Below are 14,869 nucleotides of genomic sequence, written 5' to 3' on the forward strand. Positions count from 1 at the left end.
TCACACTGAAATCCCTTGCAGGAGTGAGCCTGCTCGCGATAGCGGTCTGACAGCCAACTCAGTTGTTGAATGTCAGACCGCTATCGCGAGCAGGCTCACTCCTACAGGTTTTTTGGGTTGATTGAGGATTATTTGAAGCAGGTTGAGCTGAGCTTTTCGAGCACGCGATCGGCTTTGGCTTCGGCCTTGATCATGGTCGACCGCCACGTCGCGACACAGGGCTGCAAGTCCGCCTCCTGCTCGGCCTTCGCCAGCCACTGCCAGCAATCGTGCCAATCGCCCAAGGCGCCTTGCGCCGCCTTCAGACGCTCCAGCGCCGGTTCCGGCAAGCGATCCAGCTCGGGATAGGCTTCGATGCCATAGCGCACGCGCTTGATCAGCAGGCGCAGACGATGGCGGTCATGGGCCGGATCGTGCAGCGCTTCGTCGAGTTTTTTCCACTGTTTGCCAAGGCGTTTTTCGATGCGTTTATCCAGGCCCTTGAGCAAGCCTTGGCGCTGGGAGGCGCGCAAGAAACGCGGAAACGCGTCGAGCATCATCAACAGCGAAGCCACCTCGTGACTCGCCGCCAGCGCCGGATAGGCCTCGGCCATTTGCACCAGACGCCGTTGCGCAGCTTCAGGCTGATCGTGCTTGAGCAGATACGCCGCGAGCACTTCGCGATCACGCCACGGCGTGGTCAATTGGCCAACCGCCGAGGCGGCGGCTTCCAGTTGCTCGACACCCGGCAGACCACGCAACGGCCGCAACAGGCTGCGCAAGCGCCGTACCGTGGTGCGCAGATCGTGCAGCGCTTCGGGGTCGGTACGTGCGGTCAATCGCGCCTGACAGGCCAGCAGCCGCACTTCGAGGCTCAGGACATGGGCCACCAGACGATCAACCAATGCAGACATCACTTGCTCCTGATTCAAATGGCTTTGGGGATGAGTCTGCCGTTGTGTCACAGCCGCATCCTTGCGCTACGTCAGCAGCTTAGCGCCCGGCGCGGGATTCGCGAATGTAGAAACGCGCCTTCTCGGCCTTGTTGCTGCACCCTTCGAAACCTTCGAATTGCTGTTGGGTCTTGGCGGCCGTCAGCAACGACAGGGCCTTGGAATAGCTGACCGTACCGGCAAAACCTTCGGCCTTGGCCAGATCCAGCTCATGCCACGCCGCGTCGAGCTGGCTGCCGCAGCTGTCGCGGTAAGCAGTTTTACCGGCGCAACCGGCCAATGCCAGAGCCATCAACGGCACACAGATCCAGGCTTTCATCACTCACACCTCAAATTAGGTCAACAGTCGTGCAGGTAAGACGGTTTGCCGGCGAAAAAGTGCCTTGCCCCGACGTGTTTCTGCGCTGGCGAAAAGGATAGCGCCGAAGGGGCAGGCAGTTGCGAAAAAACGACGTCAGCGGCGCACTGAACGACTTTGGCGATTGAGCCTGCCCTTCGATGGGTGCATTGTGAAACCTTGTCGGGAGGAAGTTTGATGAAAAAACGTGTCGCACTGGTGCTGGGCTCCGGAGGCGCTCGGGGCTATGCCCATATCGGGGTCATTGAAGAGATCGAGAAACGCGGTTACGAAATCGCCTGTATTGCCGGTTGTTCGATGGGCGCGGTGGTCGGCGGGATCTATGCTGCCGGCAAGCTCGACGAGTACCGCAACTGGATCGAAAGTCTGGATTACCTGGATGTGCTGCGGCTGGTGGACGTGAGCTTCCGTCTCGGCGCCATTCGCGGTGAAAAGGTCTTCGGCCAGATCCGCAAGATCGTCGGCGAGATCAACATCGAAGACTTGCGCATCCCTTACACCGCCGTCGCTGCCGACCTCACCAACCAGCAGGAGATCTGGTTTCAGGAAGGTTGTCTGCATCAGGCCATGCGCGCCTCGGCGGCGATTCCCAGTCTGTTCACCCCGGTCATGCAGGGCAATCGGATGTTGGTCGACGGCGGCATTCTCAACCCGCTGCCGATCGTGCCGGTGGTGTCCAGTCACTGCGACTTGATCATTGCGGTCAATCTCAACTCGACCAACCAGCGCCATTACAAGTTGCCGGTGATTCAACGTCCTGCGGCGTTTCGCTCGAGGTTCGACAGCCTGATCAGTTCGCTGGGGTCGAAGATGCCGTTCCGCCGCAAGCAGGCCGAACAATTGTTGATGCTGGAACAGGAAGCTTTGCGTGCCGAAGCGGCGGATATCAATCCGTGGCTCGAAGGCGCCGAGCCCGAAGCCCAACAGCCCGCCGCCGCTCCCGAGCGTGAAGGCGCGCCAAAGTCCGCCACCGGTTCATTCATCATCGATAACGTCGGGCCGGCGTCGTTGCTGGACTTGATCAACCAGAGTTTCGAGGTGATGCAGACGTCGCTGGCGCAGTACAAGATCGCCGGGTATCCACCGGACATTCTGATCAATGTGCCGAAGCGCGTGTGTCGGTTTTTCGAGTTTTACAAGGCGCCGGAGTTGATCGCGCTAGGTCGCGAGATTGCCCGGGATACGCTGGATCGCTATGACAGTGAACAGGGCTGAAATCCCGGCAGCCTGTGAGGGCCTCTTCGCGAGCAGGCTCGCTCCCACATTTGAAATGCATTCCCCTGTGGGAGCGAGCCTGCTCGCGAAAGGGACTGAGCAGACTCGATAAAAACTACAGGCTGTTATCACTCAATAGTCGATAGCCGACCCCCGCCTCCGTCACGATAAATCGTGGCTGCGTCGGATCATCCGCCAGTTTCTGGCGCAAATGCCCGACCACAATCCGCAGATAATGACTGTCCTCAGTATGCGTCGGGCCCCAGATATCCTTGAGCAATTGCTGCTGCGTGATCACCCGCCCCGGATGCCGCGCCAGTTGCGCCAGCACGGCATATTCCTTGCGAGTCAGCGCCACTTCGGCGCCGTCCAGCAGGACGCGCCGATACGCCAGATCCACCGTCAGCGGGCCGAAATTCAGCGCCGCTTGCTGTGCCTCGCCCGCCGGCGCCTGACGTAACAATGCGCGCACCCGGGCAAGAAATTCCTGAATGCCGAACGGCTTGGTCACGTAGTCATTGGCGCCGCCATCCAGCGCCTGGACTTTCTGCCCTTCGCTGGCGCGCACCGACAGCACCAGCACGGGCGCCGTGGCCCACTCGCGGAACTCGCGCAGCACTTGCTGGCCGTCCATGTCCGGCAGGCCCAGGTCGAGCACCAGCAAGTCCGGTTTGTTCAGCGCCGCCTGCGCCAAACCCTCGGCGCCGGTGCCGGCCTCGAGCACTTTGTAGCCTTGTGAGGCGAGGCTGATGCGCAGGAATTTGCGGATCTGCGGTTCGTCGTCGATGACCAAAATGGTCGCAGTCTGGCTCATGAATTCACATCAACAGAAAAGATTGGCAAGAGAGTAGCGCAGTCGCAATCAGGCTTCATCGTCCATCCCCGGTTGCGTCTGCAACGGCAGATGCAGGGTGATGCAGGTGCCGCGCCCGTCGATGCCGTCGGCAACACTGATTCGTCCGCCGTGCGCGCCGACCATGCCCTGACAGATCGCCAGGCCCAGACCCGTGCCCTGGCCACCGCGATCCCCACGCGCAGCGGTGTAGAACATGTCGAAAATCTTCGCTCGCTCATCTTCGGGAATGCCCGGTCCTTCATCGCTGACCGAGAAAAAAATCTCATCGTCATTGGCCCCGGCGCTCAGCTGCAAACGACCATGGCTTGGCGAGAAACGCGCAGCGTTTTCCAGCACATTGACCAGCGCCTGTTCGATCAGCGCGGCATGCACGAACAGCAGCGGCAATTCGGCCGGCACCTCGGTGCTGACCTGCAACGGCGCGAGCACCGCGCGCAGGCGATTGAGCGAACTGCCGACAATGTCGGCGGGCGACACCCAGTCCCGCGCCAGCTTCAGTGCACCGTGGCCGAGGCGCGTCATGTCGAGCAGATTCTGAATGTAGCGGTCAAGGCGTTCGGCTTCATCGCGGGTGCCTTCGAGCAGTTCGCGACGATCCTCCAAAGGAATCGCTTCGCCGAGGGCCAACAGGCTGTCGATGCTGCCGCGCATGGACGTCAGTGGTGTGCGCAAATCGTGGGACACCGAGGCCAGCAAGGCGCTGCGTAGTTGCTCGGTTTCACCGTGCAGGCGCGCCGCTTCCAGATCATCCGCCAGTTGCGCCCGAGCCAGAGCTTGCGCCAATGGCTGACTGAGCGCGGTGAGCAAACGGCGACGCTGGCCACTCAAGGTCTGACCTTCCTTGGCGCCGACACCGAGCAAGGCCAACGGCCCGTCCTCGACGGAAAGCGGCCACCACCACCAACGACCGAACGGCAAGGTGCCGGTGCCCATGCCGGCCGGTTGATCGTGCTGCCAGGCCCAGTCGGCGGCAGCGCGTTCGGCTTCGGTGAATTCCAGCGGCCCGCCGGTTTCGACTTTCCAGCCGCCCTGGCCGTCGCGATTGAGCAGGCACAGTTGCAGATCGCTCCAGCCATTGAGATGCTGCGCAGCGGCGCTGACCACGGCCTGGCGGTCGGTGGCGGCGGTGAGTTTGCGCGACAGATCGAGCAGCTCGGTGGTCTCTTCCTGGGTGTCGCGCAACGCCTGTAATTGCCGGCGCTGACGTGCCGCGAGATTACCGGTGAGCGCCGCCATCAACAGGAAAAACAGCAAGGTCAGTACGTCTTCTTCGCGCTGGATGCTGAAGGAAAAATTCGGCGGGATGAACAGAAAGTCGTAGGTCAGAAACGACAACGCCGCACAGGCCAGCGCCGGGCCAAGGCTACTGCGCACCGCCACCAGCAACACCGCCGCGAGGAACACCAGCGAGATGTTCGGCAGCGGCAACACGCTCGACACCGCCCACGCCAGCGCACTGGCCAACACCGTGGCGACCAGCGCCAGCGCATAGTCGAACCACACCAGAGTCGGCGCTGATCGAGGGCGTGGTTGATGCTGTTCGTGATCGCTGTCGAGGACGTTGATTTCCAGACCATGAGCCTGACGCAGCAAGCGTGCAGCCAAGCCACCACCGAACAAGCGACGGCGCAGACGCGGCCGCGACTGGCCGACCAGCACCAGACTCGCCCGGCGTTCAGCGGCATGCTGGATCAAGGTTTTCGCCACTTCACCGGCACGCAGCAACACCACTTCGCCGCCGAGGCGCTCGGCCAGTTGCTGGGCACTTTGCAGGCGCAGACGCGATTGCTCGTCACGCACCGTGCCGTTGTCGACGTGCACCAGACTCCACGGCAAATGCCGACGCTGGGCGACCCGGCTGGCGTGACGCACAAGGCGTTCGGCCTGGGCATCGCCATCGACGCCGACCAGCAAACGTCCGCGCACCGCAGGCGCGGCCTGACCGAGTTGGCGATAGCCCTGAGCGAGATCATTATCGACCTGCGCGGCAGCGGTTTGCATCGCCAGTTCGCGCAACGCGGTGAGGTTGGTCTGGGTAAAAAACGCATCGATTGCGGCGCGGGCCTGCTCCGGCACATAGACCTTGCCTTCGCGCAGTCGCTCAAGCAATTCACGCGGCGGCAAGTCGATCAGCAGCAGTTCGTAAGCTTCCTGCAGCACCCAGTCGGGCAGGGTTTCACGCACCTGCACGCCGGTGATGCCGCGCACCTGATCGTTGAGGCTTTCGAGGTGCTGGACGTTGACCGTGGTGAACACGTCGATGCCTGCGGCGAGCAGCTCCTGAATGTCCTGCCAGCGTTTGGTGTGACGGCTGCCGGGGGCATTGCTGTGCGCCAGTTCATCGACCAGCACTAGTTTCGGTTTGGCGGCGAGGAGGCCGTCGAGGTCCATTTCTTCGAGCATCACGCCACGGTATTCCGAGCGCACCAACGGTTGCTGCGGCAAGCCGCCGAGCAGCGCTTCAGTTTCGGCGCGGCCGTGGGTCTCGACGACCCCGGCGATGACTTTTACGCCTTGGCGCAGTTGGGTGTGGGCGGCCTGGAGCATGGCGTAGGTCTTGCCGACGCCGGGCGCGGCGCCGAGAAAAACCTTGAGCCGGCCACGGCCGTCGCGGGGCAGGTCAGCTAACAGTGCGTCGGCGCGGCCGGAGTCGCTCATGCTTGATGCTCTCTCTTCCTGATGGTTATGCAGTGTTCTGGCGGCCCTCTTCGCGAGCAGGCTCGCTCCCACAAGGAGTATGCATTTCCTTGTGGGAGCGAGCCTGCTCGCGAATGGTCGCGGCGACGATTCAGAGCTCTTCCAGTGCCATGTTCAGCTCAAGCACATTCACCACCGGCGGCCCTACCAGCGGCTGTTCGATGTGCGCATCGAGCAGTTGCTGCAAGGTCGACACCGGCAGATTACGCGCTGCCGCGACACGCGCCAGTTGATAGGCAATTGCCGCTGGAGGCAAGTGCGGATCGAGGCCGCTGCCCGAGGTGGTCAACAGCGCCAATGGCACTGGACCTTGCCCGGGAACCTGCAGTTTTTTGGCGTCGTCGATCACCCGTGTGGCCAGTGCCGGATTACTTGGTGCGAGGTTGCTCGCGCTGCTGGAAACGGTAGCAAACGCGCCGGCCGATGGCCGTGGATGGAACCAGGCATCGCCGACAAAATCCTGGGCGATCAGGGATGAGCCGCGGACCTTGCCATCGGCATCGTGAACCAGACTGCCATTGGCCTGTTCGGGGAATGCGACTTGCGCGACGCCGGTGACCACCAGTGGATAGGCAAAGCCGGTGACCAGGGTCATCAGCACCAGCAGGCTCAGGGCCGGACGTATCATTGTGGACATTTCAAAATCCTCGAATTCGTTGGGCAAACTTTGGTGGAGTGTCAGGGAGATCTTTTCCCCCTCACCCCAGCCCTCTCCCCCAAGGGCGCGAGGGGGAAAGGGAGCCGATCGTAGTGCTTCTCAAGACCGGAGTTCAGCTCGGTATCTCAGGTCGATGCACCTCTGATAAACCACTCGGTCAGTCCCCTCTCCCTACGGGCGGTCCGACGTTTCGGGAGGGTTAGGGTGAGGGGCTCTTTTCAGCCTCAAACCAGATGCAACGCCGTGAGCAGCATGTCGATGGCCTTGATCCCCACAAACGGCACCAGAATCCCGCCCAGTCCGTAGATCAGCAGATTGCGTCGCAACAACGCCGCCGCACTCGCCGCTTGCACTCGCACACCACGCAGGGCCAGCGGAATCAACACGACAATGATCAGCGCGTTGAAGACGATGGCCGAGAGAATCGCGCTCTGCGGACTGGTCAGGTGCATGATGTTCAGCACACCCAGTTGCGGGTAGATCGAGGCGAACAACGCCGGCAGGATCGCGAAGTATTTGGCGATGTCATTGGCGATGGAAAAGGTCGTCAACGCACCGCGAGTCACCAGCAATTCCTTGCCGATCTGCACCACGTCCAACAGCTTGGTCGGGTCGCTGTCGAGGTCGACCATGTTGGCCGCTTCGCGTGCCGCTTGCGTACCGTCGTTCATCGCCATGCCGACGTCAGCCTGAGCTAGCGCCGGGGCATCGTTGGCGCCGTCGCCGCACATCGCGACCAGGCGACCGTCGTTCTGTTCGTGACGAATACGCGCGAGTTTTTTCTCCGGGGTCGCTTCGGCGAGGACGTCATCGACGCCAGCCTCGGCAGCAATCGCAGCGGCGGTCAGCGGGTTGTCGCCAGTGACCATCACCGTGCGAATCCCCAGCTTGCGCAACTCGGCAAAACGCTCGCGGATACCTGGCTTGACCACGTCCTTGAGATGGATCGCGCCGAGCAATTTACCGTCAGCACAGACCAGCAACGGCGTGCCGCCACTCTGGGCGATCTTGTCGATTTCCCGCGACAGCGCCGGGGCCAGGTCAGCGCGTTTCTGACCGAGGAAACTCAGCAGCGAATCCACCGCGCCCTTGCGATACACGCGGCCCTGATAGTCGACACCGGACAAACGGGTTTCCGCACTGAACGGCACAGCGGTCAGGGTTTCCGGCGACGGTTCCGGCTGCGGATGCAGGCCGCGCAGATACTCGACGATGGATTTACCTTCGGCCGTTTCATCCGCCAGCGAGGCGAACAGCGCGCCCTCGGCCAGATCACGACCACTGACACCCGGCGCGGCGTACACCGCGCTGCAACGACGGTTGCCGAAAGTGATGGTGCCGGTCTTGTCCAGCAACAGCACATGCACGTCACCCGCCGCTTCCACCGCACGCCCGGATTTGGCGATCACGTTCAGGCGCACCAGGCGATCCATCCCGGCGATACCAATCGCCGACAGCAAGCCACCGATGGTGGTCGGAATCAGCGTAACCAGCAGCGCCACAAGGAACACCAGCGGCAGGCTGCCATTGGCGAAGTGGGCGAACGGTTGCAGGGTCACCACCACCAGCAGGAAGATCAGGGTCAGGCCGATCAGTAGGATGTCGAGCGCGACTTCGTTCGGGGTTTTCTGGCGTTTGGCGCCTTCGACCAAAGCGATCATGCGGTCGAGGGTCGATTCACCGGGGTTGGCGGTGATCGTTATCAGCAACCAGTCGGACACCAATCGAGTATTGCCGGTGACCGCCGAACGGTCGCCGCCCGACTCACGAATTACCGGCGCCGATTCACCGGTGATCGCCGCTTCGTTGACCGCCGCGATGCCTTCGATGACTTCGCCGTCACCGGGGATCATCTCCCCCGCTTCGACGCGCACCACATCACCTTTGCGCAGACTCGCCGCCGGCACCACTTGAAAGCTGCCGTTGGCCAGTTTGCGCCGGGCGCTGAGGCCTTCGCTGCCAGCCTTGAGGCTGTCGGCGCGGGCCTTGCCGCGACCTTCGGCCAAGGCTTCGGCGAAGTTGGCGAACAACACCGTGAACCACAGCCACAGGGCAATTTGCGCGGCGACGAAAGTCGGCACGACGTTGTCCGGAATGAAGCACAACACGGTGGTGAAAATCGCAGTCAGTTCGACCACCAGCATCACTGGCGAACGCACCAGTTGCCGAGGGTCGAGCTTGACGAACGCTTGCACCAGCGCCGGGCGCCACAGGGCCGAGATCGCGGTTTTCGGTGCTTCTGCCGACTTGGCCGGCACCGCAGGTTTTGATGCAGGAACGTGCATATTCATGATGGATTCCTTAGAAGCCCATGCTCAGATGTTCAGCGATTGGGCCCAACGCCAGGGTCGGCAGAAAGGTCAGGCCGCCCACCAGCAAAATGGTCACGGTCAACAGGGTTACGAACAGCGGGCCGTGGGTCGGGAAGCTGTTCTGGCCGATCGGTGCGGTTTTCTTCATTGCCAGGCTACCGGCCAGTGCCAACACCGGGAGGATGTAACCGAAGCGCCCGATCAGCATGCCCAGACCGAGCATCAGGTTATGGAACGGTGTATTCGCACTCAGGCCGCCGAACGCCGAACCGTTGTTGGCACTGGCCGAGGTGTAGGCGTAGAGCAATTGGCTGAAACCGTGCGGGCCGGGGTTGCTGATGGTTGCCGCAGGGCCGGGCAACGTCGCGGCAATCGCGCCGAGCACCAGCACGCCAACCGGCATCACCAGCAAGGTAACGACCAGCAGTTGTACTTCCCGAGCCTGCAGTTTCTTGCCGAGATATTCCGGTGTGCGGCCGATCATCAGGCCGGCGAGGAACACCGCGATCAGCACGTTGAGCAACATGCCGTAGAGCCCGGCACCGACGCCGCCGAAGATCACTTCGCCGACCATCATGTTGACCAGCGCGACCATGCCGCTGAGCGGGTTGAGGCTGTCATGCATGCCGTTGACGGAGCCGTTCGACGCCGCTGTGGTGGTCACCGACCAGAGCACCGTCGCGGTGGTGCCGAAGCGGGCTTCCTTGCCTTCCAGTGGCGCGGTCTGTTCAACAGCGGCGTTGTTCAGGGTTGGATTCGGTTGATACTCGGCCCACAGCGAGGTTGCGCCGCCGATCAGGAACAGCGCGAGCATGCAGGCGATAATCGCGCGGCTCTGACGCAGGTCCTTGACGTAATGGCCGAAGGTGAACACCAGCGCCACCGGGATCAGAATGATCGAGCCGACTTCGAACAGGTTGCTCCACGCGGTCGGGTTCTCGAACGGGTGCGCCGAGTTGACGCCGAAGAAGCCGCCACCGTTGGTGCCCAGTTGCTTGATCGCAATCTGGCTGGCCGCAGGACCGAGCGGGATCACTTGATCAACGCCCTGCATCGTCACGGCATTGACGTATTGCGCGAAAGTTTGCGGCACGCCCTGCCAGACCAGATACAGCGCCAGCAACAGGCACAGCGGCAGCAAACCGTAGAGGGTGGCACGGGTCATGTCGACCCAGAAGTTGCCGAGGGTTTTCGTCGACTTGCGACCGATACCACGGCACAGCGCAACCAGCACAGCCAGGCCAGTCGCGGCGCTGACGAAGTTCTGCACAGTGAGGCCGACCATCTGGCTCAGGTAGCTGAGGGTCGCTTCGCCGCTGTAGGACTGCCAGTTGGTGTTGGTCATGAAACTGACGGCGGTGTTGAACGCTTGTGTCCACTCCTGACCCGGCAGGTTTTGCGGGTTGAGCGGCAAGTGATCCTGGAACAACAGGATCGCAAACAACAGCAGAAAACCGGCAAGGTTGAACGCCAGCAGCGCCAGCGTGTATTTCTGCCAGCTCTGTTCAGCCTGCGGATCAACCCCGGCAATGCGATAACAGCCGCGCTCGACCGGACCGAGAATCGGCGTCAGCCAGGTGCGCTGACCTTCCATCACTTTGTAGTAAAAGCGCCCGAGGAACGGCGCCGGCAGCAAGACCACCGCGAAAAACGCGAGGATCAGCCAATAGTCATAACTGTGCATAGCCGCTCCTAGTTCCGGTCCGCGCGCAACAGCGCAACCAACAGATAAATGAACAGCCCCACTGCCAGCAGCAGGGACACCCCGTCCAGAACGCTCATGGAAGATCTCCGTGTTACGGCGTATTGCCGTGTGTGCAGGCATTGTCGGAAAGGAGGCTGTAAAGGAACGAGACCGAGGGGTGCGGCGGGGCATAAAGAAAGCGTAAAGAGTGGGTTTATGCGTTCGTTACAGCGCTGTTTTGCGCCGACGGGGCGGACCTCATCGCGGGCAAGCCCGGCTCCCACAGGTTCTGCGGTGAAAGCAAATTCTGCGGTCAGCACAAAACCCTGTGGGAGCGGGCTTGCCCGCGATGACGGCAGCACAGACAACATCGCACTCAACTGGCGCACAGAAATGTGCTGGTTAGGCGGCGAACATCCCCGATACGACAGCTTTCAGCGCATTACGACCTGATATTCCGGAATGGCACGCCCACTGCACACAACCTCCCCCGAGCTTTCCAAACCTTCAGGGAGCAAACACATGAACACACAACTCAAACCCACCCTTGGCACATTGCACCTGTGGGGCATTGCGGTCGGGCTGGTGATTTCCGGGGAATATTTCGGCTGGAGTTATGGCTGGGGTGTGGCCGGGACGCTGGGCTTTCTGGTGACTTCGTTCATGGTCGCCACCATGTACACCTGCTTCATTTTCAGCTTCACCGAACTGACCACCGCGATTCCTCACGCGGGCGGGCCGTTCGCTTACAGTCGCCGAGCATTTGGTGAGAAAGGTGGATTGATCGCCGGGCTGGCGACGCTGATCGAATTCGTTTTCGCGCCGCCAGCCATTGCGCTGGCTATCGGCGCTTACCTGAATGTGCAATTCCCTGCGCTCGACCCGAAACACGCGGCGGTCGGCGCCTACATCGTGTTCATGGGCTTGAACATCCTTGGCGTGAAACTGGCGGCAACGTTCGAACTCATCGTTTGCGTACTGGCGGTCGCTGAATTGGTGGTGTTCATGGGGGTCGTCGCCCCGGCCTTCAGCTTCAGCAACTTCGCCCTCAATGGCTGGGCGGGCTCGGATGTGTTCGGCGCGCCGGCGATTGCCGGGATGTTTGCGGCGATTCCATTTGCCATCTGGTTCTTCCTCGCCATCGAAGGCGCGGCCATGGCTGCCGAAGAAGCCAAGGACCCAAAACGCACAATTCCCAAGGCGTACATCAGCGGCATCCTGACCTTGGTATTGCTGGCCATGGGCGTGATGTTTTTTGCTGGCGGCGTTGGCGACTGGCGCACCTTGGCCAACATCAACGACCCACTGCCGCAGGCCATGAAAACCGTGGTCGGCGACAATTCCGGCTGGCTGCACATGCTGGTCTGGATCGGCCTGTTCGGGCTGGTGGCGAGCTTCCACGGAATCATCCTGGGTTACTCGCGACAGTTTTTTGCACTCGCCCGCGCCGGTTACCTGCCGGCCTCGCTGGCAAAACTGTCGCGCTTCCAGACCCCGCACCGGGCGATTATCGTCGGCGGCATCATCGGCATCGCCGCGATCTACAGCGATGGCCTGATCAACCTCGGCGGGATGACCCTCACTGCGGCGATGATCACCATGGCCGTGTTTGGCGCCATCGTGATGTACATCATGAGCATGCTCAGTTTGTTCAAGCTGCGTAAATCCGAACCGAACCTGGAACGGACATTCCGCGCGCCGTGCTATCCGCTGATCCCGATGATTGCGCTGGTGCTGGCGGTGGTGTGTCTGGTGGCGATGGCGTGGTTCAACGCCTTGATCGGGCTGATTTTTCTCGGATTCATGGCTGTGGGCTTTGTCTACTTCCTGCTCACCGGTCAACTACGGGCCAATGCACCGGCCGATGCGATGCTGACCGGCCTGTAGGATTGATCGCATGCACCGGGCATAACGGGCCTAGAATGGAACCACTGCGAAGTCTATTCGCTCAAAAGTTCTGTGCAGCGGTTCACGGCGAAATCCTCGCCCACCGATCTGCCCTTAAGGAGAGCCGTTATGCCTTGGTATGCCTGGTTGATTCTGGTCGTTGCAATCGGCTCGATCGTTGGCGGGTTGATGATGTTGCGAGACACCGCCAACAAGGTCGAACTGACCGATGAAGAACGCAAGCGCGTCGCCGCCCGCAATGCCGAAGCGGACGCCAAAGAAGCGCAAGACCGCTGACAAAAACCCCGCCTGATTGGCGGGGTTTGTTTTTTCAGACCCGATCGGACCTGCCTGCATGTTTTTTAGAAGTAGAAGTACAGTCACCATCTAATTTTCCTTGGTTAAGATGGGGGCATTGTTGCGGAGAGTTCCAAATGCGTTACTCGCAAGACCACAAAGCCCAGACCCATCAGCGCATCATCAAGGAAGCTTCGGCACGATTTCGCAAGGACGGCATCGGCGCAACCGGTCTGCAGCCACTAATGAAGGCGCTGGGTTTGACCCATGGCGGTTTCTACTCGCACTTCAAATCCAAGGACGAGTTGGTTGAAAAGGCATTGCAAGAAGCAAGCGATCAGGTTGATGGGCTGTGCGCGGAAATCTTTGCGCAGGAAAATCCGCTGCACGTGTTTATCGACACCTACCTCTCCGAATGGCATCAGACCTCCCCGCATGAAGGCTGCCCTCTTCTGACCATCTCCTCGGAACTGGGCCTGCGCGGACAACCCAGCCCGACCAGTGACGCCGTACTCAACGCGCGACTGGAGCAAATCGACAGCACTCTCGAAGGTGCCAATAGTGCCGACCGGGCCATCGTCATCATGTCGACCCTGGTCGGCGCTCTGCTGCTGTCACGCAGTGTCGCGGATGCCGGGTTTGCGCAGCGCATTCTTGACGTCACCCGCGACCATCTCAAACAGTCGGAAGACTAATCCTGCCAACGCTTGAACAGCACGCTGGCGTTCACCCCGCCAAAACCGAAGCCGTTGGACAGTGCGTATTCGATCGGCATCGCCCGTGCCTGGCCATGGACAATGTCCACACCTTCGCTCGCAGGATCGGGATTATCAAAGTTGAGAGTCGGCGGTACCCTCTGATCACGAATTGCCAATAACGTGAAAATCGCTTCAAGCCCGCCGGCAGCACCAAGCAAATGACCGGTGGCGGATTTGGTCGAGGTCACGGCGATTTTATTCTGCACACCGAAGACGCTTTTGATCGCCGCCAACTCGCCAAGATCACCCACGGGCGTGGAAGTGGCATGAGCATTAAGGTGCTGCACCTGAGCCGGCGAAACACCGGCCTGAGCCAGCGCCAACTCCATTGCTCGCCGTGCACCGCTGCCGTCTTCAGGGCCCGCTGTCAGGTGATAGGCATCGGCGGTGGTGCCGTAACCGACCAGCTCCGCCAAGGGTTTCGCTCCACGCGCCAAGGCGTGTTCCAGAGACTCGATCACCAGCAGGCCCGCGCCCTCGCCCATGACAAAGCCATCACGACCGCTGTCGAACGGTCGCGAGGCGCGCTGCGGCGTGTCGTTGTAGCCGCTAGACAGTGCCCGAGCTGCCGCGAAGCCGGCAAGACTGACCCGATCGATCGAAGCTTCCGCTCCACCACACACCGCGATGTCGGCTTCACCTGCACGAATCAGCCGCGCCGCGTCGCCAATTGCCTGAACCCCGGCGGCACACGCCGTCACCGGCGCGCCCAATGGCCCTTTGAGGCCATGCTGGATCGACACATGACCGGCCGCCAGATTGACCAGGAAGGAAGGAATGGTAAAGGGCGACAAACGACGCGGGCCTCGGCTGTCAGTAGTACGCACCGCATCGGCAATCGCCCCGAACCCGCCCACACCCGAGCCGATAATCGTCGCGGTGCGCTCCCGGCTTTTTTCTTCGGACGGATGCCACCCAGCCTGCTCCAGCGCCTGCCGGGCGGCCTCCATGGCAAATAGAATGAAGCGATCCATCTTCTTCTGCTCTTTGGGTGGCGTGGCACGATCCGGATCGAAACCGGCCTCGGCGTCCTCTTCCAGGGTTGGCACCCTGCCGCCGACACTCGTGGGCAAGTCGGCGACCACAGCTTCAGGCAAATTGCGCAACCCCGAACGCCCTTCCAGCAGGCGCTGCCAGACAACTTCGACACCACTGCCCAAGGGTGAAACCAGGCCCATGCCCGTAACGACTATTCGACGCTGATCCATACCGCGT

Annotated in this window: 13 protein-coding genes; 4 read left to right on the forward strand and 9 right to left on the reverse strand. The window is 61.4% G+C overall.

Translation table 11 applies throughout. The annotated features are described in order from the left end of the window. Positions 1–128 precede the first annotated feature (128 nt). Both ACIOWE_RS22180 and ACIOWE_RS22185 read right to left on the reverse strand, forming a co-directional pair. Complete coding sequence (locus ACIOWE_RS22180) at positions 129–893, reverse strand: CHAD domain-containing protein (RefSeq protein WP_401395864.1); 765 nt, start codon at positions 891–893, stop codon at positions 129–131. Positions 894–972: 79 nt separating this feature from the next. Beyond that, positions 973–1,251, reverse strand: a complete 279-nt coding sequence (locus ACIOWE_RS22185) for a hypothetical protein (protein WP_064120270.1) — start codon at positions 1,249–1,251, stop codon at positions 973–975. A gap of 216 nt (positions 1,252–1,467) precedes the next feature. Here ACIOWE_RS22185 and ACIOWE_RS22190 point away from each other — a divergent pair, with 216 nt between their 5' ends. Continuing rightward, the gene (locus tag ACIOWE_RS22190; RefSeq protein ID WP_401395868.1) at positions 1,468–2,505 is read left to right on the forward strand and encodes a patatin-like phospholipase family protein; all 1,038 of its coding nucleotides are present in this window, start codon (positions 1,468–1,470) and stop codon (positions 2,503–2,505) included. 115 nt (positions 2,506–2,620) lie between these two features. Here ACIOWE_RS22190 and ACIOWE_RS22195 read toward each other — a convergent pair whose 3' ends face one another. From ACIOWE_RS22195 to kdpF, 6 genes are all read right to left on the reverse strand, one after another. Beyond that, a complete protein-coding gene (locus tag ACIOWE_RS22195) occupies positions 2,621–3,319 on the reverse strand; it encodes a response regulator (protein ID WP_201237328.1) in 699 nt (232 codons plus the stop codon). Between the two features lie 48 nt (positions 3,320–3,367). Next, positions 3,368–6,019, reverse strand: a complete 2,652-nt coding sequence (locus ACIOWE_RS22200; protein ID WP_401395872.1) for a DUF4118 domain-containing protein — start codon at positions 6,017–6,019, stop codon at positions 3,368–3,370. 130 nt (positions 6,020–6,149) lie between these two features. After that, a complete protein-coding gene (kdpC, locus tag ACIOWE_RS22205) occupies positions 6,150–6,695 on the reverse strand; it encodes a potassium-transporting ATPase subunit KdpC (RefSeq protein WP_401395875.1) in 546 nt (181 codons plus the stop codon). A gap of 245 nt (positions 6,696–6,940) precedes the next feature. Next, positions 6,941–9,007, reverse strand: a complete 2,067-nt coding sequence (kdpB, locus tag ACIOWE_RS22210; protein ID WP_201237325.1) for a potassium-transporting ATPase subunit KdpB — start codon at positions 9,005–9,007, stop codon at positions 6,941–6,943. 10 nt (positions 9,008–9,017) lie between these two features. Beyond that, positions 9,018–10,712 carry a potassium-transporting ATPase subunit KdpA gene (gene kdpA / locus ACIOWE_RS22215; RefSeq protein ID WP_166224492.1) on the reverse strand — a complete coding sequence of 565 codons (1,695 nt, stop codon included), beginning with the start codon at positions 10,710–10,712 and terminating at the stop codon, positions 9,018–9,020. An 8-nt stretch (positions 10,713–10,720) separates the two neighbouring features. Continuing rightward, positions 10,721–10,810: a K(+)-transporting ATPase subunit F gene (kdpF, locus tag ACIOWE_RS22220; protein WP_007899818.1), complete on the reverse strand. Its 90-nt coding sequence runs from the start codon at positions 10,808–10,810 to the stop codon at positions 10,721–10,723. A 424-nt stretch (positions 10,811–11,234) separates the two neighbouring features. Here kdpF and eat point away from each other — a divergent pair, with 424 nt between their 5' ends. The 3 genes from eat (at position 11,235) to ACIOWE_RS22235 (ending at position 13,591) form a co-directional block, all read left to right on the forward strand. Further along, entirely contained in the window at positions 11,235–12,599 is a 1,365-nt protein-coding gene (gene eat / locus ACIOWE_RS22225) for an ethanolamine permease (protein WP_401395880.1), read from the forward strand. Positions 12,600–12,728: 129 nt separating this feature from the next. Continuing rightward, positions 12,729–12,896: a DUF2897 family protein gene (locus ACIOWE_RS22230; protein WP_080896048.1), complete on the forward strand. Its 168-nt coding sequence runs from the start codon at positions 12,729–12,731 to the stop codon at positions 12,894–12,896. 137 nt (positions 12,897–13,033) lie between these two features. Continuing rightward, positions 13,034–13,591 (forward strand): TetR/AcrR family transcriptional regulator, encoded by a 558-nt coding sequence (locus ACIOWE_RS22235; protein ID WP_401395883.1) that lies wholly within the window; start codon positions 13,034–13,036, stop codon positions 13,589–13,591. On the opposite strand, the gene fabF is transcribed toward ACIOWE_RS22235, so the two are convergent. Further along, a complete protein-coding gene (fabF, locus tag ACIOWE_RS22240) occupies positions 13,588–14,862 on the reverse strand; it encodes a beta-ketoacyl-ACP synthase II (protein WP_401395886.1) in 1,275 nt (424 codons plus the stop codon). The two genes, ACIOWE_RS22235 and fabF, sit on opposite strands and share 4 nt — an antisense overlap. Between the last annotated feature and the right edge of the window lie 7 nt (positions 14,863–14,869).

This window comes from Pseudomonas sp. NPDC087598 (assembly GCF_044743525.1).
Lineage (GTDB): Bacteria > Pseudomonadota > Gammaproteobacteria > Pseudomonadales > Pseudomonadaceae > Aquipseudomonas.